The 18,809-nt window shown below is 54.4% G+C and carries 19 protein-coding genes; 7 read left to right on the forward strand and 12 right to left on the reverse strand.

Annotated features, from left to right (window positions below; all coding sequences use genetic code 11):
- The first annotated feature begins 100 nt into the window (after positions 1–100).
- Together WFN75_RS09015 and WFN75_RS09020 are read left to right on the forward strand one after the other, a co-directional pair.
- Positions 101–340: a YebV family protein gene (locus tag WFN75_RS09015; protein WP_040075156.1), complete on the forward strand. Its 240-nt coding sequence runs from the start codon at positions 101–103 to the stop codon at positions 338–340.
- 102 nt (positions 341–442) lie between these two features.
- A complete protein-coding gene (locus tag WFN75_RS09020) occupies positions 443–634 on the forward strand; it encodes a YebW family protein (protein ID WP_040075154.1) in 192 nt (63 codons plus the stop codon).
- Here WFN75_RS09020 and pphA read toward each other — a convergent pair whose 3' ends face one another.
- The 4 genes from pphA to yobA all read right to left on the reverse strand — a co-directional run bounded on the left by pphA (position 635) and on the right by yobA (position 3,406).
- Positions 635–1,279, reverse strand: coding sequence for a protein-serine/threonine phosphatase (pphA, locus tag WFN75_RS09025; protein ID WP_263616539.1), 645 nt, complete (start codon positions 1,277–1,279; stop codon positions 635–637).
- A 532-nt stretch (positions 1,280–1,811) separates the two neighbouring features.
- Positions 1,812–2,150: a YebY family protein gene (locus WFN75_RS09030; RefSeq protein ID WP_040075152.1), complete on the reverse strand. Its 339-nt coding sequence runs from the start codon at positions 2,148–2,150 to the stop codon at positions 1,812–1,814.
- Positions 2,151–2,166: 16 nt separating this feature from the next.
- Positions 2,167–3,039 (reverse strand): copper homeostasis membrane protein CopD, encoded by an 873-nt coding sequence (copD, locus tag WFN75_RS09035; RefSeq protein WP_336996046.1) that lies wholly within the window; start codon positions 3,037–3,039, stop codon positions 2,167–2,169.
- Between the two features lies 1 nt (position 3,040).
- Complete coding sequence (gene yobA / locus WFN75_RS09040; protein WP_207291957.1) at positions 3,041–3,406, reverse strand: CopC domain-containing protein YobA; 366 nt, start codon at positions 3,404–3,406, stop codon at positions 3,041–3,043.
- A 137-nt stretch (positions 3,407–3,543) separates the two neighbouring features.
- Between yobA and WFN75_RS09045 the strand changes: the two genes are divergently transcribed.
- Both WFN75_RS09045 and exoX read left to right on the forward strand, forming a co-directional pair.
- A complete protein-coding gene (locus WFN75_RS09045; protein WP_040075148.1) occupies positions 3,544–3,774 on the forward strand; it encodes a DNA polymerase III subunit theta in 231 nt (76 codons plus the stop codon).
- Between the two features lie 324 nt (positions 3,775–4,098).
- Entirely contained in the window at positions 4,099–4,761 is a 663-nt protein-coding gene (gene exoX, locus WFN75_RS09050; protein ID WP_207291958.1) for an exodeoxyribonuclease X, read from the forward strand.
- On the opposite strand, the gene ptrB is transcribed toward exoX, so the two are convergent.
- The 3 genes from ptrB to yebF form a co-directional block, all read right to left on the reverse strand.
- Complete coding sequence (ptrB, locus tag WFN75_RS09055; RefSeq protein WP_233802921.1) at positions 4,758–6,818, reverse strand: oligopeptidase B; 2,061 nt, start codon at positions 6,816–6,818, stop codon at positions 4,758–4,760. The two genes, exoX and ptrB, sit on opposite strands and share 4 nt — an antisense overlap.
- Before the next feature lie 89 nt (positions 6,819–6,907).
- Positions 6,908–7,558 (reverse strand): tellurite resistance TerB family protein, encoded by a 651-nt coding sequence (locus tag WFN75_RS09060; protein ID WP_263616541.1) that lies wholly within the window; start codon positions 7,556–7,558, stop codon positions 6,908–6,910.
- A 92-nt stretch (positions 7,559–7,650) separates the two neighbouring features.
- Positions 7,651–7,998, reverse strand: a complete 348-nt coding sequence (yebF, locus tag WFN75_RS09065) for a protein YebF (RefSeq protein ID WP_336996047.1) — start codon at positions 7,996–7,998, stop codon at positions 7,651–7,653.
- Between the two features lie 149 nt (positions 7,999–8,147).
- Here yebF and purT point away from each other — a divergent pair, with 149 nt between their 5' ends.
- Entirely contained in the window at positions 8,148–9,326 is a 1,179-nt protein-coding gene (gene purT, locus WFN75_RS09070) for a formate-dependent phosphoribosylglycinamide formyltransferase (protein WP_327061412.1), read from the forward strand.
- 44 nt (positions 9,327–9,370) lie between these two features.
- Here purT and kdgA read toward each other — a convergent pair whose 3' ends face one another.
- From kdgA to zwf, 3 genes are all read right to left on the reverse strand, one after another.
- Positions 9,371–10,012, reverse strand: coding sequence for a bifunctional 4-hydroxy-2-oxoglutarate aldolase/2-dehydro-3-deoxy-phosphogluconate aldolase (kdgA, locus tag WFN75_RS09075; protein WP_263616789.1), 642 nt, complete (start codon positions 10,010–10,012; stop codon positions 9,371–9,373).
- Between the two features lie 39 nt (positions 10,013–10,051).
- Positions 10,052–11,863, reverse strand: coding sequence for a phosphogluconate dehydratase (gene edd, locus WFN75_RS09080; protein ID WP_040075140.1), 1,812 nt, complete (start codon positions 11,861–11,863; stop codon positions 10,052–10,054).
- 232 nt (positions 11,864–12,095) lie between these two features.
- Positions 12,096–13,571: a glucose-6-phosphate dehydrogenase gene (gene zwf / locus WFN75_RS09085; RefSeq protein ID WP_040075139.1), complete on the reverse strand. Its 1,476-nt coding sequence runs from the start codon at positions 13,569–13,571 to the stop codon at positions 12,096–12,098.
- Between the two features lie 360 nt (positions 13,572–13,931).
- Here zwf and WFN75_RS09090 point away from each other — a divergent pair, with 360 nt between their 5' ends.
- Both WFN75_RS09090 and pyk read left to right on the forward strand, forming a co-directional pair.
- Entirely contained in the window at positions 13,932–14,801 is an 870-nt protein-coding gene (locus WFN75_RS09090) for a MurR/RpiR family transcriptional regulator (protein WP_046885109.1), read from the forward strand.
- Between the two features lie 108 nt (positions 14,802–14,909).
- Positions 14,910–16,352 (forward strand): pyruvate kinase, encoded by a 1,443-nt coding sequence (pyk, locus tag WFN75_RS09095; protein ID WP_046885108.1) that lies wholly within the window; start codon positions 14,910–14,912, stop codon positions 16,350–16,352.
- A gap of 46 nt (positions 16,353–16,398) precedes the next feature.
- Here pyk and lpxM read toward each other — a convergent pair whose 3' ends face one another.
- Positions 16,399–17,370, reverse strand: a complete 972-nt coding sequence (gene lpxM, locus WFN75_RS09100; protein WP_040075134.1) for a lauroyl-Kdo(2)-lipid IV(A) myristoyltransferase — start codon at positions 17,368–17,370, stop codon at positions 16,399–16,401.
- Between the two features lie 118 nt (positions 17,371–17,488).
- A complete protein-coding gene (gene mepM, locus WFN75_RS09105) occupies positions 17,489–18,808 on the reverse strand; it encodes a murein DD-endopeptidase MepM (protein ID WP_046885107.1) in 1,320 nt (439 codons plus the stop codon).
- Position 18,809: the final 1 nt, after the last annotated feature.

Below are 18,809 nucleotides of genomic sequence, written 5' to 3' on the forward strand. Positions count from 1 at the left end.
AGGCACTTTTTTACTGGCGCGATTGCTTTTCCTTTACCAGGCTAAAAGATGGGTGACCATACTGGTCGTACCAGAATTAGCCTGTATACCGGAGAGCATTATGACGAAAACCAATGTGCGCATTGGCGCATTCGAAATCGATGACGCCGAGTTGTCTGGCGAAAATCAAGGCGATCGAACGTTACGGATCCCCTGTAAATCCGACCCGGATCTCTGCATGCAGTTAGACGCATGGGATGCCGATACCAGTGTCCCAGCGATTCTCGATGGAGAACATTCAGTCCTGTACCGTGAGCACTACGATCATCAATCTGATGCCTGGATCATGCGCCTTGCCTGATTCAAAGAGAACCCGCCCACAGGCGGGTTATTTATCTCATAATTACCTCTCCCTCCAATCATCCCCTACAATATCAGTACGGTAGTTAATTTTGAGGACGTGATGTTCGCACTGGTTCTGTTTGTGTGTTACCTGGACGGTGGTTGTGACGATATTGTGGTGGATGTCTATAACACCGAAGAGCAATGCGTTGCCTCCATGGACAATCAGCGAATACGCCACGGCGGTTGCTACCCGGTAGAGGATTTTATCGATGGATTCTGGCGGCCTGCGCAGGAGTATGCCGATTTCTAATCACTGCAACTGCGCCAGCGTCAAGGTGCCGCCAAAGACCGCGCCGGTATCAATATAGTGAAGGCCGGCAAAATCGATGCGTTTTTCCAGTGGCGTGTGACCAAACCAAAAGTGGTCGGCGCCGCCAATCCCCTCCCCTTTTCCTGCCATCAGCTTGCTAATGCGGCTGCGATCCCACAGCACGCTATGCTTATCTACGGGTTTATCCCGCACATAACAGGAGGCAGGGTAATCTGCATGGGCAATCACGTTCAGGCCGTTTCGGCAGGTGATCTCGATTACCCAGGGTAGCTTGTCGCAAGCAGCAAAGAGGGACAGCGCCTGAGCTTTTGAATCATCGTCCAATTCTGCAAACCATGCACCACCATTCATCAGCCAGAGCGCATAGGTCTGAGATGCAATCGCATCCAGTGCCATCTGCTCATGGTTTCCCCGTACGGCGCGAAACCATTTTTCAGTGATAAGGTGCAGGCACTTCAGGCTTTCTGGGCCGCGATCGATGAGATCCCCTACGGAAATAAGGAGATCCTGATAGGGATTAAATTTCTGACGCTTTAGATGCTGCATCAGCAGTTGATAGCAGCCGTGAATATCGCTGACTACCCAGACGTGCCGCCAGCGATGGCCATCAAGTGAGAGATACATAACGCCTCCTCGCGCACTGCATTGGCCCGTCAGACGAAAGGGAGAAATGGCCTGCGAAATTAAATAATTACTCCTGAAAATGACAATATCGCGTTCAGATCGTAAGGAGCTAAAATGGGTTCTCGCCAAATCGATGCTTTCATTACTATCGAACGAAAATTTAACAAAACGACAAAAAAGCGCTGGACTCCTGCATGCCCCGTTGTGGTATGGTTTAAAGAATTATCAGGGATGAAATCGATCTGCAAAAATATGCAATGGAAAATAGCATTTATTTTCAAGCAGATAAAAAGAGACCGAATACGATTCCTGTATTCGGTCCAGGGAAATGGCTCTTGGGAGAGAGCCGTGCGCTAAAAGTTGGCATTAATGCAGGCTAAAGTCGCCTTGCACTATAAGAATAGATGACAGCGCCAGGTTTTCCAGTCCGCATCAAAAGTGGTCAGAAAAAAAGCGATCGCCTGTTCTTAAACAAAAAAAACCGCAACGCTTCCAAAGAGAAGCCTGCGGTTTTTTTACTGGAAAGGCGTTATTAGCAGAGCTTGCTGGCGCGCTCAATAAACGGGGCCAGACTCATCTTCTGTCCTGGGTTAGCCGGGTCATCAACCTGAATCACGCTGATTGGCTGGCCACTACTTTTACCGCTTTTCACCTGCTGTTGTGCAACCTCGTTCAGGGGATACTGCACCAGAGTGCTGGGGTTGATGGCATAGAGCGCCTGACCCGGACGGCAGGTCAGCATGACCTCTTCACGGTTAAAAGCCCATTTATCTTTACCCACTTCAAACCGGCTAACGGTAATCACCTGCGGCGCAGCCATGGCGGTGGCGGAACAGGCCAGCAATAAAAGAGTAAGTACGGTTTTTTTCATCTGTTGATTCACCTTGTCAGAAGGGCTCCCAGGTAGCAAACAGGCTGACCATCGCCAGCACCAACGCCCCCAGCACAACCTCAGTCTGCGTCATTCTGATAAAAAACTGTTGCGCAGGCCCATGATGAGCAGTAAAACGCGGAACCAGAACATACCGGTTCACTAGCGCAATTGCCACCATCAACGCCACCAGCGCACATTTCAACAAAAGCATCTTTCCCCAGTCGCTGTTCAGGGGATTGGTCCAGCCCTGGATAAGCAGTGCATTATTCACACCGCTTATCACCACCCCGGCAACGGCATAGTGGCCATAACGGGAAAAACGCATCATGGTATGGATGGCCGCATTTTGCCAGCGTCCGCGCGTCAGGCGCAGACAAAAAAGCAGCGGCAGTAAACTGCCAACCCAACTGGCGGCGCAAAGCAGATGCAGGGCATGATTAATGCGTTGCGCTAACCCTGTCGCACCGTCGTTCATCGCCGAATGACCCGTTCCGGCCAGTAACACAAATTGCGCGCAAGCCAACAATAGCAGTAAACGTGGGCCACTTCGGGGCTCCAGCCAGGCGATACAGGCGGTAATAACGGCCAGCAGAATCTGCCATAACCAGACTCGACCAAACTGCGTGCTGGCCACAGCCTGCCAAATGTCGGGACGTATCACATCTTGCCAGCCATTCCCCATTAGCCCGCCCTGCAGCATCATCATGAGCAGCGCCGAAATGGCGCTGACTAATACCGCATATTTCTGCTGGCGCGCAAAGCGACGGGCCATAAGCCGACGCAGCGACGAGGGTGCCAGCCATGCGCTGTAGAGCGCGTTGCCGAATAGCATCATCAATGCGGCAAAATGGATAAAGCGCAGGGGGACGTAGCAAAGCCCCAGCATCTTATTTCACGCTAAAGCGGTAGCTGCCTTTTGTCTTATGGCCATCCACCGAGACCACATGCCAGTCCACTTTATAGCTGCCAGGCTTCAGGGGGGTTTCGAGCGGTACAATCAACTGAGTGTGATCCTTCTCGTTGCGTTTGATGGCGCCGGTTTTAATAATTTGCTCTTTATCCCCCGTCACCGAGACGCCACTAAAACCGGTCTCTACCCCTTCGGAAAAGTTCAGGGTCAGGGCCTGCGGAGCGGCGGTTACGGCTGCATCGGCGGCGGGATACTGGTGTTTAAGGTGCGCGTGGGCAAAAACGGCGGGGGCCGTCAAGGCCGCGAGCAAAACCAGCGCGGTGCGAAAAGCGGTGTGTGCCATAATGAGCATTCCTTTTGGTTATGACTGTTTGATAAAGAATAACGCTCTATAATGCTTGCGTCGAGGATCATCCCATCCGGGCTTGCCAGCAGCCCAATCTGCAGGTAACGTTGCCCCGCAATATAAAGGAGACGGATATGCAAACCAATCTCGCCGCCCTCCCGCAGGAGGAGATGGACAAAGTGAATGTCGATTTAGCCGCGGCCGGCGTCGCGTTTAAAGAGCGCTACAATATGCCCATCGTGGCCGAAGTTGTAGAGCGTGAACAACCCGCCCACCTGCGTGACTGGTTCCGTGAGCGCCTGATTGCGCACCGCTTGAGCTCTGTCAATCTCTCCCGCCTCCCCTGGGAGCCGAAAGTTAAATAAGTATTTCCTTATACTGAGTATGCAGAATACAAGGCCCCTGATGACAGAGGGGCTTACTGGATCTTTGCAACCAGGTGCATAAGGAAATCAGGATATCTCACCGGCTAATCGCCACGACCCGGTATCCCCCTCAGCATCATCGGGGAGTGGTTACTCCCCTCGTTCGTCATCATTTAATGACCCCGCCGTTCAGGGCACTGCCCTCTCTGGTCTGTTTTCCATAACAGAGCCGCAGGTGACGCTCTGCCCCGCCGCTTTACGTCTCAGGGTTGGCAAGGGGATATCATTCCATTACGCTAAGCGTTTTAGGGCCAGGAGAGCGCCATGTTACGCGTCATCGATACCGAAACCTGCGATTTACAGGGTGGGATAGTAGAAGTGGCTTCTGTCGACGTTGTAAACGGACAGATCGTCAACCCCATGAGCCATCTGGTGCGTCCAGACCGGCCCATCAGCCCGCAGGCCATGGCAATCCATCGCATCACGGAGTCGATGGTAGCGGATAAGCCCTGGATTGAAGAGGTGATCCCGTTTTATCACGGCAGCCCGTGGTACGTAGCGCATAACGCCAGTTTTGACCGTCGCGTGTTACCGGAAATGCCCGGCGAGTGGATCTGCACCATGAAACTGGCGCGTCGCCTGTGGCCAGGTATTAAATACAGCAATATGGCGCTTTATAAATCCCGTAAGCTAAGCGTGAAAACGCCGGAAGGGTTACATCATCACCGGGCTTTATATGACTGCTATATTACGGCCGCACTGCTGATTGATATCATGAACACCACGGGCTGGACGCCGGACGAGATGGTCACCATTACCGGCCGACCGGCCCTCTTAACCACCTTTACCTTTGGTAAATACCGTGGAAAACCGGTCGCAGAAGTGGCGGATAAAGATCCGGGCTATCTCCGCTGGTTATACAACAATCTGGATCGGATGAGCCCGGAACTGCGTCTGACCTTAAAACACTATCTTGGCGAAGCCTAATCGGCCTCCCGGCCTGTCAGCGTCCCCTGTGCCAGGCCGATAATGAAGGCATACTCCAGTGCTACCCCTTCGTAAGATTTAAAGCGTCCCGATTTACCGCCATGTCCAGCGTCCATATCCGTACAGAGCAACAGCAGGTTATCGTCTGTCTTCAGCTCTCTCAGCTTCGCCACCCACTTAGCCGGCTCCCAGTACTGAACCTGAGAGTCGTGCAGCCCGGTAGTCACCAGCATATGCGGGTAGGCCTTAGCCTCGACGTTGTCATAGGGGCTGTACTCTTTCATGTAGCGGTAATAGGTTTCATCCTGCGGATTCCCCCACTCTTCAAATTCGCCGATGGTAAGAGGAATAGATTCATCCAGCATGGTGGTCAGCACATCAACAAACGGCACCTGCGCAACCACGCCTTTGAACAGTTCAGGGCGTTGATTAATCACGGTCCCCATTAACATACCGCCGGCGCTGCCGCCCATCGCAAAACACTGCTCCCGATCGCCGTAGCCCTGAGCCAGCAGCCCTTCGCAGACGTCCAGATAGTCATTGAAAGTGTTTTTCTTCTTCAGGAATTTGCCATCTTCATACCAGTGCTGCCCGAGCTCACCGCCACCGCGTATATGAGCGATAGCATAGACAAAGCCGCGATCGAGCAGGCTTAAGCGGCTTCCGCTGAAGTCGGCGTCGATGCTGGAACCATACGAACCATAGCCGTAAATCAGGATGGGATTTTTACCGGGCTGGAAGTGCTGCTTATGGTAGACCAGCGATACCGGCACTTCACTGCCGTCGCGAGCCACTATCCAGACGTGTTCACTGCGGTAATTTTCAGCATTGAAGCCCTTAACTTCAGCCTGCTTAAGCACCTTGCGTTCCCCGGTATCCATATCCAGTTCAAACAAGGTGTCAGGCGTGGTCATCGATGAATAACCGTAACGCAGGCGTGAGGTCTCCGCCTCAGGGTTATAGCCGATCCAGGTCACATAGGCCGGATCGTCGAACGCAATACCGATCACCTCGCGAGTTTTGCGGTTGATCTGGCGAATACTGGTCAGCCCACGCTGGCGCTCCTCAACGACAAGCCAGTCGGTGAAGAGGGTAAACCCTTCCAGCATCACCTGCTCCCGCGCCGGGATCAGCACCTCCCACTTACGCTCATCGCGTACCCGAGTTTTGTAGAGACCAAAGTTTTTCCCTTCCCGATTCGATCGCAAGTAGAAGGTGTGCTGGAAATGGTCAAGGCTGTATTCATGATCCTTGCGTCGGGGCAGGAAGCAGAGCGGCTGCGCGTCGGGCAATTCGGCATCCAGCAGCAACACTTCTGTGGTGGTCGCGCTGGCCAGAAAGATAATGATGTAGTGCTTCGAGGTGGTTTTATGCAGGCTAACGTAAAACGTTTCGTCTTTCTCTTCATACACCAGTTCGTCAGTGGCCGCAGGTGTACCGACGGTATGACGCCACACCTGATAAGGCAGCAGCGTTGTAGCATGTTTTTTAACGTAGTACACCGTTTCGGAATCGTTCGCCCAGACAAAATCTGGCGAGACATTATCCAGCATTTCCGGATACCAGTTACCGCTCTCCAGATTGCGAAAACGCAGGCCATACTGACGCCGTGAGAGGTAATCTTCTGCCAGAGCCATAATGGTGTTGTCTGGCGAGATGCCCATGCCACCCAGGGTGTAAAACTCGCTGTGCGCCGCACGCTTGTTGGCATCCAGCAGCGTTTCCCACTCTTCCCATTCAGCGCAAAGCACCGACTGACGCTGATAAATGGCGTACTCATTGCCCGGTTCGTAGACGTGACGGTATCGGTAGCCGTTTCTGCTCCACGGCGCAGAGACATCCCGCTGCGGTACGCGTTCTACCATCTCGCTGAGAAGGCGATCCTGGAGCGCCTGCTGTGAGGCCATGACCTTACGGCCATAGTCATTCTCCTGGTGCAGGTAATCCAGCACTTCCGGTTGCGAACGACTATCGTCCCGCAACCAGTAGTAGTTGTCGATACGCGTATCACCGTGGGCGGTGATCGCGTGAGGAATACGGCGGGCTTTCGGTGGCATGACGATTTTATTCTTCTGCGATTAACACCCTATAAGGTTGGCAAATCACACGAATGATGCAAGCGAAACGCGCAGTCATGCACAAAAATTTATCCCGGTAGTGCCTGTTTCTGCTGCTTTATATCCTGTTCAATGCCCTCCCGAACCTCCTGCGGGATCTTTAACGCATCGCCCAGCGCATTCAGATAGCTGCGCTCCATAAAATGGTCGATGTCGATGGCGGCACAGCTCAGGAAGTAGACCTCCAGCGCCTCTTCCTCGTTTTTGACCCCCTGGGCCAGGCGTGCGGGATCAAGAGGTTGTTCAATGGCGCGTGCGACCAGGGCCCGGCCATGCTCTTCTACGCCTGCTTCACGCATCTGCTGCTCGATTGCGGCACGTTCGGTCGCATCAATATGTCCGTCGCTTTTTGCGGCAAACACCAGCGCAAGAATAAGGCGCTCACTGCGTTCATCGAGGGAGGATGACTGTTGACCAAACTGCGGCTCATCCTGATGCGCCCCTCGAATTTTGTCCTTATATTTATTCCACAGCACCGTACCAGCAACCGCTCCGCCCCCGGCCAATAACGCACCGGTGCCATATTTAGTCAGCAATTTTCGGGATGATTTATTAGCGACCAACAGGCCGGCAAGCCCGCCCAACGCGCCGGGTACCAGCAGTTTACTCAGCCCTTCACCCGAGCCGTTCGATGACTTCTGACCCAACATAGACTGTATTTGATTCAACCAGTTCGACATGATTCCCCTCGCATTTTAGTTCATCAATTTCACAGCCTAAGCGAGGGGATGTCAGGAAATGTCTGCGGCATAAAAAGAAGCGAAAATTCATATTACTGCGCGACGTACTGCGCGTTGCCGGCTGCGCAATCAATTTTTACCTGATAATGAATATCGGCGCTCTTACCGCGCACCGTCAGCGGCACGGTCCAGTGGTTATCCTGACTTTTGACCTGTTGCGGATTGATCCATGCGACCGGATCGGCCTGCCCCAGCTTCTGTTGATCGTCTGCCCAGCGGACAATACGATTTTGCAGGTAATCCCGTTTTACGCTGGCGGCGATACCTTCCGCATTTTGCCCTTCACAGGCAGGAAATTTCACCGTTTTCTCACTTTTTGCCTGCGCGCCGACGCTGGCGACCAGTAGCACGGCGACCATTACGACCCCTGTTTTGTTCATGCTCTTCTCCTGTGATTTAACACATTGACAAGCATGGACTAAAAATAGGGCTTTGCCAGTAACGCGCTGTAACAGAGGCAGATTCTGTAACAGAAGACAGACGCAAACGTTTTCGTTTATACTGCGCGCAACTTTTTCAGGGGGATGTTATGACTCGTTTAGGTACTGCGCTGCGTCCGGCAGCCACGCGTGTAATGCTGTTAGGCTCCGGTGAGCTGGGAAAAGAGGTCGCCATTGAGTGCCAGCGTCTGGGAATTGAAGTTATAGCGGTCGATCGTTATCCCGATGCGCCCGCCATGCACCTCGCGCATCGCTCGCACGTCATTAACATGCTCGACGGCGATGCCCTGCGCGCCCTGATTGCTAAAGAGAAACCGCATTTTGTGGTTCCCGAGATCGAAGCCATCGCGACCGACACCCTGCTGGCGCTTGAGGCCGAAGGCCAGCGCGTGGTGCCCTGCGCCCGCGCCACGAAGTTGACCATGAACCGTGAGGGCATCCGACGGCTGGCCGCCGAAGAGCTGGCGATCCCCACCTCCAGCTACCGTTTTGCCGACAGCAAAGAGGCCTTTTTACAGGCGGTGAACGAGATTGGCTACCCGTGCATCATTAAGCCCGTGATGAGCTCTTCTGGCAAAGGCCAAAGCTTTATCCGTACGGCTGAACAGCTCGATGTGGCCTGGGATTACGCGCAACAGGGTGGTCGCGCGGGAGCCGGACGGGTGATTGTTGAGGGCGTTGTGAAGTTTGATTTTGAAATCACGCTGCTTACCGTCAGCGCCGTCGACGGGGTGCACTTCTGCGATCCTATTGGTCATCGTCAGGAAGATGGCGATTACCGCGAGTCCTGGCAGCCACAGCAGATGAGTCCTCTGGCGCTGGAGCGCGCGCAGGAGATCGCCCGCAAAACCGTCTTAGCCCTGGGCGGTTATGGTCTGTTTGGCGTGGAGCTGTTTGTCTGCGGCGATGAGGTGATCTTTAGCGAGGTCTCCCCTCGCCCGCATGATACCGGCATGGTGACCCTGATATCGCAAGATCTGTCCGAGTTTGCGCTGCACGTGCGTGCTTTCCTTGGGCTGCCGGTGGGCGGAATTCGTCAGTACGGCCCGGCGGCATCGGCGGTGATTTTGCCTCAGCTTACCAGCCAGAATGTCATTTTCGACCATCTCGACGACGCGGTCGGTGCCGGTTTGCAGCTTCGTCTGTTCGGCAAGCCCGACATCGACGGATCCCGTCGCCTGGGGGTGGCGCTGGCGACCGGCGAGACCCTTGACGACGCGGTTACACGGGCGAAAGCCGCTGCCAGCGCGGTGAAAGTGGAAGGATAAAAAAAACGGGCCTGATGGCCCGTTTTTTTATGCTCTGACAGCGATTACTGCTGCGCACCCTCAACGGCTTCGCGCGCCAGTTTGGTGATACGATCCCAGTCACCCGCTTCCAGTGCATCAGCAGGAACCAGCCAGGAGCCACCGATACAAAGCACGCTTTTCAGCGCCAGGTAGTCACGGTAGTTGGCTGGAGAGATACCGCCGGTTGGGCAGAAACGAACCTGAGAGAATGGACCCGCAATTGCCTGCAGCGCTTTGGTGCCGCCGTTCGCTTCCGCCGGGAAGAATTTGAACTCTTTCAGACCGTAGTCCATGCCCAGCATCAGCTCGGAGACGGTGCTGATCCCAGGAATCAGAGGAATAGTGCCTTCGGTTGCTGCTTTCAGCAGCGACTCAGTCAGGCCCGGGCTGATAGCAAACTGCGCACCGGCTTCGGTGACGTCGGCCAGTTGCTGCGGGTTCAGTACGGTACCTGCGCCAATGATCGCCTCGGGCACTTCTTTCGCAATGGCACGGATAGCATCCATCGCGCATGCGGTACGCAGGGTCACTTCCAGCACACGTACGCCGCCAGCGACCAGGGCTTTCGCCATCGGTACCGCATGTTCCAGCTTGTTCACCACAATTACCGGCACAACCGGGCCCGTTTTCAGGATTGCTTCTGCACTTGTTTTCCAGTTTTTCATCAGAGTTTTTCTCTCGCCAGATCGATAATTCTTGTCGTCTTAAAACGTAATACAGGTCGCGCCCTGCTCCGCGCCGGAGAGTTTCTCGCGCAGCGCGCTGAACATTTCGCGCCCTGTGCCCACGCGCGATGCGCTCAGGTCAGGAATATGCGGCTTGCGTGCGGCAAGCACGTCTTCATCCACCAATAAGGTCAACTCACCGGTCTGGCCGTTTACGCGGATGATGTCGCCATCGTAAACCTTCGCCAACAGACCACCGTCATACGCTTCCGGGGTGACGTGGATAGCTGAAGGCACTTTACCTGATGCGCCGGAGAGGCGTCCATCGGTTACTAACGCAATTTTGAAACAGCGGTCCAATAATACACCAAGTGGCGGCATAAGTTTATGTAATTCTGGCATACCGTTCGCCTTTGGCCCCTGATGGCGTACCACCACCACGCAGTCTCTATCCAGCAGACCAGCCTCGAAAGCAGGCAATACATCATGCTGGCTTTCAAAGACCACCGCGGGGGCTTCGATGATCTGGTTTTCTACCGGCACCGCAGAGGTTTTCATCACCGCCCGGCCCAGATTCCCACTCAGCACTTTAGTACCGCCGTGGAGAGAGAATGGTTTTTCGATGGTGGCAATGACGTTTTCATCCAGCGACGCGGTTGCGCCGTCGCGCCAGTCCAGCTCGCCATTATTCAGCCAGGGCTCCAGGGTGTAGCGCGTCAGGCCAAAACCTGCCACGGTGTTGACGTCTTCATGCAGCAGACCACCTTTGAGCAGCTCACGCATCAGCACCGGTACGCCGCCCGCGGCCTGGAAGTGGTTAATATCTGCCGGGCCGTTCGGGTAGAGGCGAGCCATCAGCGGCACCACTTCAGAGAGTTCGGAGAAGTCATCCCAGTTAATCAGGATACCTGCCGCCCGCGCCATCGCCACCAGGTGCATGGTGTGGTTGGTGGAGCCACCGGTTGCCAGCAGGGCTACGATCCCGTTCACCACCACTTTTTCATCGACCATTTTGCCCATCGGCATCCATTCGTTGCCGTTGCCGGTAAGACGCGTCACCTGACGGGCGGCGGCTTCAGTCAGAGCCTGCCGCAGAGGCGCATCCGGTTGAATGAAAGATGAGCCCGGAAGCTGCATACCCATGAACTCCACCACCATCTGGTTGGTGTTGGCGGTACCGTAGAAAGTGCAGGTCCCCGGTGCATGGTAGGAGGCCGCTTCCGCCTCCAGCAGCGCGGCACGATCGGCTTTGCCTTCTGCGTAGAGCTGACGGACGCGGACTTTTTCTTTATTAGGTAAGCCGCTGGCCATCGGGCCTGATGGCACGAAGATTGCCGGAAGGTGACCAAAAGAGAGCGCCGCCATCACCAGGCCCGGGACAATTTTATCGCACACGCCCAGATAGAGTGCGCCATCAAACATATTATGAGACAACCCTACCGCGGCGGACATGGCAATGACTTCACGGCTCAGTAGCGACAGTTCCATACCGTCCTGCCCCTGGGTTACACCATCACACATAGCCGGAACTCCGCCCGCAACCTGCCCCACCGCATTGGCGCTATGCAGGGCTTTGCGAATGATATCCGGGTAGCGCTCGTAAGGCTGGTGAGCCGAGAGCATGTCGTTATAGGAGGTGATAATCGCGATATTGTTACGCAGCATGCTCTTCAGCGAGGCTTTGTCTTCCGGCTGACAGGCGGCAAAGCCGTGGGCCAGGTTGCCGCAGGCTAACTGCGAACGGTGTACCGTGTCACGCTTCGCCTGCTGGATGCGCGCGAGGTAGTCTGAACGGGTCTGTTTTGAGCGCTCAGCAATGCGTTGTGTTACCCGTAACAATGTCGGATTCATAGATGCTCCTCAATATTAATCTGTCCAGGCTCTGGGATTAACAAAGTGTTTCGCACTCTATAACATCGCGGAAACGCTTTATTGCCGGAGCTCAGGGGCAAAATCGCTTCCGGCAGTGTAATAAAAAAAGCTCCGCGGGGAAATCCACGCAGAGCTTAAATGATTAAAAATTACACCGGGCCTGAGTTAGATCATGTTACCGGTAAAATAACCCTCAAGGATTAACCTGACCTTACTCAAATTCGTTCCAGGAACGGCCATCGCGCGTGATCATCGCCACAGAAGCGACCGGACCCCAGGTGCCCGCCTGATAAGGCTTCGGCGCGTCCTGATCGGCAGCCCAGGCTTCGGTGATGGAGTCGACCCACTTCCAGGCCTCTTCCACTTCATCGCGACGCACGAACAGCGCCTGGATACCGCGCATGGTTTCCAGCAGCAGACGCTCGTAAGCATCGGCCAGATGAGTTTCATTGAAGGTTTCGGAGTAGCTCAGATCCAGCTTGGTAGTCTGCAGGTTGTGTTTGTGATCCAGACCCGGCACTTTGTTCAGAACCTGGATATCCACGCCTTCGTCCGGCTGCAGACGGATGGTCAGCTTGTTCTGCGGCAACTCCTGCCAGGACTCTTTAAACAGGTTCAGCTCTGGGTTCTTGAAGTAAACCACCACTTCAGAACATTTGGTCGGCAGACGCTTACCGGTACGCAGGTAGAATGGCACACCGGCCCAACGCCAGTTGTCGATATCAACGCGGATCGCCACAAAGGTTTCGGTATTGCTGGATTTGTTGGCACCCTCTTCTTCCAGGTAGCCCGGCACTTTTTTACCCTGCGCAAAGCCTGCAGTGTACTGACCGCGTACGGTCTTCTCACGCACATTCGAGCGATCGATACGGCGCAGGGACTTCAGCACTTTCACTTTCTCGTCGCGAATATTGTCAGCAGAGAGATCGGACGGCGGCGACATGGCGATCATGCACAGAATTTGCAGCAGGTGGTTCTGGATCATGTCACGCATCTGACCAGCCTGGTCAAAGTAACCCCAGCGGCCTTCGATACCCACCTCTTCCGCCACGGTGATTTCCACGTGATCGATGGTGCGGTTATCCCAGTTGTTCGCAAACAGTGAGTTGGCAAAACGCAGCGCCAGCAGGTTCAGAACCGTCTCTTTACCCAGATAGTGGTCAATACGGTATACCTGGCACTCTTCGAAGTATTCGCCTACCTGGTCGTTAATTTCGCGGGAGGTATCCAGCGACGTACCCAGGGGTTTCTCCATCACAACGCGTGCTGGTTTGGCGTTCAGCTTCGCTTCGCCCAGCCCTTTGCAGATTGCACCAAAGGTGCTTGGCGGCATGGCAAAGTAGTTGATGGTAACGCGGTTTTGCTGGTCCAGCATCTCGCCCAGGCGGGTAAAGGATGCCGTGTCATTCACGTCCAGGTTGCAGAAATCAAGACGTCCGCTCAGCGTATCCCACAAACTTTCATCGATCTTCTCCTTCATGAAAGTTTCCAGCGCTTCGCGAACGACCCTGGTGTACTCCTCTTTATCCCAGTCCGCGCGACCGACGCCCAGGATACGGGTTTCCGGATGGATCTGGCCCGCTTTTTCCAGTTGATACAGGGAAGGCAGCAATTTACGGCGTGCAAGATCGCCTTTCGCGCCGAAAATGACCAGGTCACATGCCTGGGCTGTTTGCGTTACCGCCATGTCATTCTCCTCAGTTGGATATGCTGGTGCTTTTGCCAGCATATCGTTGTAATTTTATTACAATGCACTGTACTGCTTTTACGTCATTCCCGAAACCATTAGCGCTTAACGACGCGTGCGATACGCTGTTTTTTCATCGCCTGGGCACATGCAGCACGGTAACGACTTATGAAACCGTTTAAAAATCGTCCTGGCTGCGGGAGGCTAAAACCCGACAGCGATCAAGTAATGAAAAAAAACAACAACATTTCTCAGCACGATTTGCCTTTTCCGGAAGTCACAGGCGTATATTCTTGCTAATTAGATCCATGATTTCACGTATTAATGAAATCGCTTCCACCCATGGGCGCCTTGTTAACAATGAACATGCTGGAAAAAATCCAGTTCCAACTGGAACACCTTAGCAAATCCGAGCGAAAAGTGGCTGAAGTCATTCTCGCCTCCCCCGCTCAGGCCATACACTCAAGCATTGCGGCACTGGCGCAGGGCTCCGGGGTCAGTGAACCGACCGTCAACCGTTTCTGCCGCAGCATGGATACTCGCGGCTTTCCTGATTTTAAACTGCATCTGGCTCAGAGTCTTGCTAACGGTACACCTTATGTAAATCGTAATGTCGATGAAGACGATAGCGTGGAAGCTTACACCGCAAAAATCTTTGAGTCGGCTATGGCAACGCTTGACCAGGTGCGCCAGTCACTGGATATGACGTCGGTAAACCGCGCTGTAGACCTGCTCACCCAGGCGAAGAAAATCGCATTTTTTGGCCTCGGCTCATCCGCTGCGGTGGCACACGATGCCATGAACAAATTTTTCCGCTTCAACGTGCCCGTTATCTATTCCGACGACATCGTGTTACAACGCATGAGCTGTATGAATTGTAACGAAGATGACGTGGTGGTGTTAATCTCGCACACCGGTCGCACTAAGAGCCTGGTTGAGCTGGCGCAACTCGCGCGCGAAAATGATGCCATGGTCATTGCTCTGACCACCGTTGGGACACCGCTGGCGCGGGAAGCCACCCTGGCGATCACCCTCGACGTCCCCGAAGATACCGACATCTATATGCCGATGGTCTCCCGTCTGGCGCAGTTAACGGTGATCGACGTTCTGGCTACCGGTTTTACCCTGCGTCGCGGTGCGAAATTCAGAGATAACTTGAAGCGGGTCAAAGAAGCGCTCAAGGAATCGCGTTTTGATAAAGAGTTACTTATAAAGGGTGATATGCCCTAATCGTTAAAACAAGGTTGTTACTTTTTTCGCTATTCGGTAAGTTTCTGCACAGAGCGCCGAATCAATGTTCACGCAACACCAAAGTTGTTTCAGTCAACGGAGTATTACATGTCCAGAAGGCTTCGCAGAACCAAGATCGTTACCACTTTAGGCCCAGCCACCGACCGCGATAATAATCTCGAGAAAATCATCGCTGCAGGTGCCAACGTGGTACGTATGAACTTCTCACACGGCACGCCAGAAGATCATAAACTTCGTGCGGACAAAGTCCGCGAGATCGCGGCTAAACTGGGACGTCATGTCGCCATCCTTGGCGATCTTCAGGGACCGAAAATTCGCGTTTCGACCTTTAAAGAAGGCAAAGTTTTCCTCAATATCGGCGATAAATTCCTGCTCGACGCCAACCTGGGTAAAGGCGAAGGCGACAAAGAGAAAGTGGGTATCGACTATAAAGGTCTGCCTGCTGATGTGGTACCGGGCGATATTCTGTTGCTCGACGATGGACGCGTTCAGCTGAAAGTGCTGGAAGTCCAAGGAATGCGCGTCTTCACCGAAGTGACCGTTGGCGGCCCGCTTTCTAACAACAAAGGGATCAACAAACTGGGCGGCGGCCTCTCTGCCGAAGCGCTGACCGAAAAAGACAAGGCTGATATTCTTACCGCGGCCCAGATCGGCGTGGATTACCTGGCCGTCTCCTTCCCGCGCTGCGGCGAAGATCTGAACTATGCTCGCCGTCTGGCGCGCGATGCCGGCTGCGATGCGAAAATCGTCGCAAAAGTTGAACGTGCTGAGGCGGTCTGCAGCCAGGATGCGATGGATGACATCATTCTGGCCTCTGACGTGGTGATGGTGGCACGTGGTGACCTGGGCGTGGAAATTGGCGACCCGGAACTGGTCGGTATCCAGAAAGCGCTCATCCGCCGCGCCCGTCAGCTGAACCGTTCCGTGATCACCGCGACGCAGATGATGGAGTCGATGATCACCAACCCTATGCCAACCCGTGCGGAAGTCATGGACGTCGCCAACGCCGTGCTGGATGGCACCGATGCGGTCATGCTCTCTGCCGAGACGGCGGCGGGTCAGTATCCGGCTGAAACCGTAGCGGCCATGGCGCGCGTCTGTCTGGGTGCAGAAAAGATCCCTAGCATTAACGTCTCAAAACACCGTCTGGACATTCAGTTCGACAATGTGGAAGAGGCGATTGCAATGTCCGCGATGTACGCCGCCAACCACCTGAAAGGCGTAACCGCCATCATTACCATGACCGAATCTGGCCGTACCGCGCTGATGACATCCCGTATCAGCTCTGGTCTGCCCATCTTCGCCATGTCTCGCCATGAACGCACCCTGAATCTCACCGCACTCTATCGCGGTGTAACCCCGGTCTACTTCGACAGCAATAATGACGGCGTCGCCGCAGCTAACGATGCCGTTAATCTGCTGCGTGACAAAGGCTACCTGGTTTCCGGCGATATCGTTATTGTGACCCAGGGTGATGTGATGAGCACCATCGGCTCAACCAACACCACGCGCGTCATGACCGTCGAGTAATCTGTCGCGTTATCGTGATCTAAAAAAGCCCCTGACGGGGCTTTTTTTATTTCTTGCGATAGAGGTCGTTACGTTTGTAGGGCTGTATCTCCCCCGGCTTACGCGTCTTCAGCAACTTAAGGATCCAGGTATACTGCTCCAGATGCGGTCCCACCAGCAGTTCAACCTCTTCATTCATCCGGCGGGCGATGGTGTGATCGTCAGCGGTCATCAGGTCGTCCATCGGCGGGCGCACTTCAATAGTCAGACGGTGGGTCTTGCCATCGTAAATAGGGAACAGCGGCACCACGCGTGCGCGGCATACTTTCATCAGGCGGCCAATTGCCGGTAACGTAGCTTTATAGGTCGCAAAGAAATCGACGAACTCACTGTGCTCAGGGCCGTGATCCTGATCGGGAAGATAGTATCCCCAGTAGCCCTGACGCACGGACTGAATGAAAGGTTTGATACCATCGTTACGAGCATGCAGACGCCCCCCAAAGCGGCGTCGGACGCTGTTCCAGACGTAATCAAAGACCTTGTTTCCCTGATTGTGGAACATTGCCGCCATCTTCTGCCCCTGGGATGCCATCAGCATCGCAGGAATATCGACGCCCCAGCCGTGCGGCACCAGAAAGATGACCTTTTCGTCATGACGACGCAGCTCGTCGATAATCTCCAGCCCTTTCCAGTCAACGCGCTTTTCCAGCTTTTTTGGGCCGCGCATCGCCAGCTCTGCCATCATCGCCATCGCCTGCGGAGCAGTCGTGAACATGTCGTCAATGAGGGCTTCACGCTCTGCTTCACTCTTTTCGGGGAAGCAGTAGAGTAAGTTAATCTGCGCGCGACGACGTGCGCTTTTACCAAACTTTCCCGCCAGACGCCCTACCGCTCCCAATAGCGGATCGCGAAACGCGGCCGGAGTCAGCGCCAGGCCCGCAAATGCAAAAACACCGATCCAGGCGCCCCAGTGGCGCGGATGGCGAAAGTCTTTCTCAAACTCAGGAATGTATTCAATATTGTTTTTTCTGGTTTCCATGCTTTTTCCAGTGGCGGGTGACGCTGAAAAGAATAATGAGATAGTTTAGCGAGGCAGTGCGTAACGCACAAAAGAAAAAGCCGGCACAGTCACTGTACCGGCTTTGTCAGCAGAGAAATTAATCGATGCTGAGTTGTGGCAGCACCTGTTTCACCTGCGCCAGGTAATCGGTGCGGTCTTTACCGGTCAACCCTTCGGTACGCGGCAGTTTCGCCGTTAATGGGTTAACCGCCTGCTGGTTGATCCACACTTCATAGTGCAGGTGCGGGCCAGTAGAACGACCCGTGTTACCAGAGAGCGCAATACGGTCACCGCGCTTCACTTTCTGGCCGGGTTTCACCAGCAGTTTACGCAGGTGCATATAGCGGGTGGTATAAGTACGGCCATGACGCACTGCCACGTAGTACCCTGCTGCACCGCTACGTTTAGCGATCACCACTTCGCCATCACCGACTGACAGCACAGGCGTGCCCTGCGGCATCGCGAAATCAACGCCACGGTGCGGCGCAATACGCCCAGTTACCGGGTTCAGACGGCGTGGATTAAAGTTAGAGGAGACGCGGAACTGTTTAGCGGTCGGGAAACGCAGGAAGCCTTTCGCCAGCCCGGTACCGTTGCGGTCATAGAATTTGCCATCTTCTGCGCGGACAGCATAATAATCCTTCCCATCTGAACGCAGTCGGACACCTAAAAGCTGGCTCTGCTCACGTTTACCGTCCAGCATTTCGCGGGACATCAGTACCGAGAACGCATCGCCTTTTTTCAGTTTGCGGAAGTCCATCTGCCACTGCATGGCTTTGATCACCGAGCTGATTTCACCGCTCGTCAGGCCGGCATCACGGGCGCTGGCAACAAAGCTGCCGCCCACGGTGCCTTTAATGGCGCTATTCACCCATTCGCCCTGCTGCATCTCACTGCTCATCTTGAAACCGTTTGCAGTACGATCGTAGGTGCGGGTTTCACGACGGGACATTTCCCAGGTCAGGCGTTGTAAATCACCGTTGTCGGTCAGGGTCCAGGAGAGCTGCTGGCCAATTTTCAGGTTACGCAACTCTTTATCAGAGGCAGCAAGCTGGCTGATTTCGCCCATCTCAATGCCATACTGATTAAGAATGCTGCTTAAGGTATCGCCGGTCGAAACGACGTATTCATGGACACCGGCTTCGTTTGCGGTTTTGTCATCGAGCTCATCCTGCGGGATGGCTTCCTCTTCCTGGGGGGCCTGGTCAATAGGCTCACTCGCTTCCGGCAGCAAAGAACGAATTTCACTTCGTTCAAGCTCAATGGTTTTAACGATAGGTGTCGAAACCGGGTGGTAAACGTAGGGTCGCCAGACGGCGACCGCTAAGGTGAGAACGGTAAGCGACCCCAGCATGACGCGGTGGGGCCGGGGCAAATTATTAAATGCCAGGGCGACAGAGCGGGCTATCTGTTGCACG

The organism is Leclercia sp. UBA7405 (genome assembly GCF_037152215.1).
GTDB lineage: Bacteria > Pseudomonadota > Gammaproteobacteria > Enterobacterales > Enterobacteriaceae > Enterobacter > Enterobacter pneumoniae.

Bases quoted from the DNA above. Each gene is read 5' to 3' on its own strand.
- WFN75_RS09015 (WP_040075156.1), top strand. From the start codon at position 101: ATGACGAAAACCAATGTGCGCATTGGCGCATTCGAAATCGATGACGCC.
- WFN75_RS09020 (WP_040075154.1), top strand. From the start codon at position 443: ATGTTCGCACTGGTTCTGTTTGTGTGTTACCTGGACGGTGGTTGTGAC.
- pphA (WP_263616539.1), bottom strand. From the start codon at position 1,279: ATGTATCTCTCACTTGATGGCCATCGCTGGCGGCACGTCTGGGTAGTC.
- WFN75_RS09030 (WP_040075152.1), bottom strand. From the start codon at position 2,150: ATGAAAAAAACCGTACTTACTCTTTTATTGCTGGCCTGTTCCGCCACC.
- copD (WP_336996046.1), bottom strand. From the start codon at position 3,039: ATGCTGGGGCTTTGCTACGTCCCCCTGCGCTTTATCCATTTTGCCGCA.
- yobA (WP_207291957.1), bottom strand. From the start codon at position 3,406: ATGGCACACACCGCTTTTCGCACCGCGCTGGTTTTGCTCGCGGCCTTG.
- WFN75_RS09045 (WP_040075148.1), top strand. From the start codon at position 3,544: ATGCAAACCAATCTCGCCGCCCTCCCGCAGGAGGAGATGGACAAAGTG.
- exoX (WP_207291958.1), top strand. From the start codon at position 4,099: ATGTTACGCGTCATCGATACCGAAACCTGCGATTTACAGGGTGGGATA.
- ptrB (WP_233802921.1), bottom strand. From the start codon at position 6,818: ATGCCACCGAAAGCCCGCCGTATTCCTCACGCGATCACCGCCCACGGT.
- WFN75_RS09060 (WP_263616541.1), bottom strand. From the start codon at position 7,558: ATGTCGAACTGGTTGAATCAAATACAGTCTATGTTGGGTCAGAAGTCA.
- yebF (WP_336996047.1), bottom strand. From the start codon at position 7,998: ATGAACAAAACAGGGGTCGTAATGGTCGCCGTGCTACTGGTCGCCAGC.
- purT (WP_327061412.1), top strand. From the start codon at position 8,148: ATGACTCGTTTAGGTACTGCGCTGCGTCCGGCAGCCACGCGTGTAATG.
- kdgA (WP_263616789.1), bottom strand. From the start codon at position 10,012: ATGAAAAACTGGAAAACAAGTGCAGAAGCAATCCTGAAAACGGGCCCG.
- edd (WP_040075140.1), bottom strand. From the start codon at position 11,863: ATGAATCCGACATTGTTACGGGTAACACAACGCATTGCTGAGCGCTCA.
- zwf (WP_040075139.1), bottom strand. From the start codon at position 13,571: ATGGCGGTAACGCAAACAGCCCAGGCATGTGACCTGGTCATTTTCGGC.
- WFN75_RS09090 (WP_046885109.1), top strand. From the start codon at position 13,932: ATGAACATGCTGGAAAAAATCCAGTTCCAACTGGAACACCTTAGCAAA.
- pyk (WP_046885108.1), top strand. From the start codon at position 14,910: ATGTCCAGAAGGCTTCGCAGAACCAAGATCGTTACCACTTTAGGCCCA.
- lpxM (WP_040075134.1), bottom strand. From the start codon at position 17,370: ATGGAAACCAGAAAAAACAATATTGAATACATTCCTGAGTTTGAGAAA.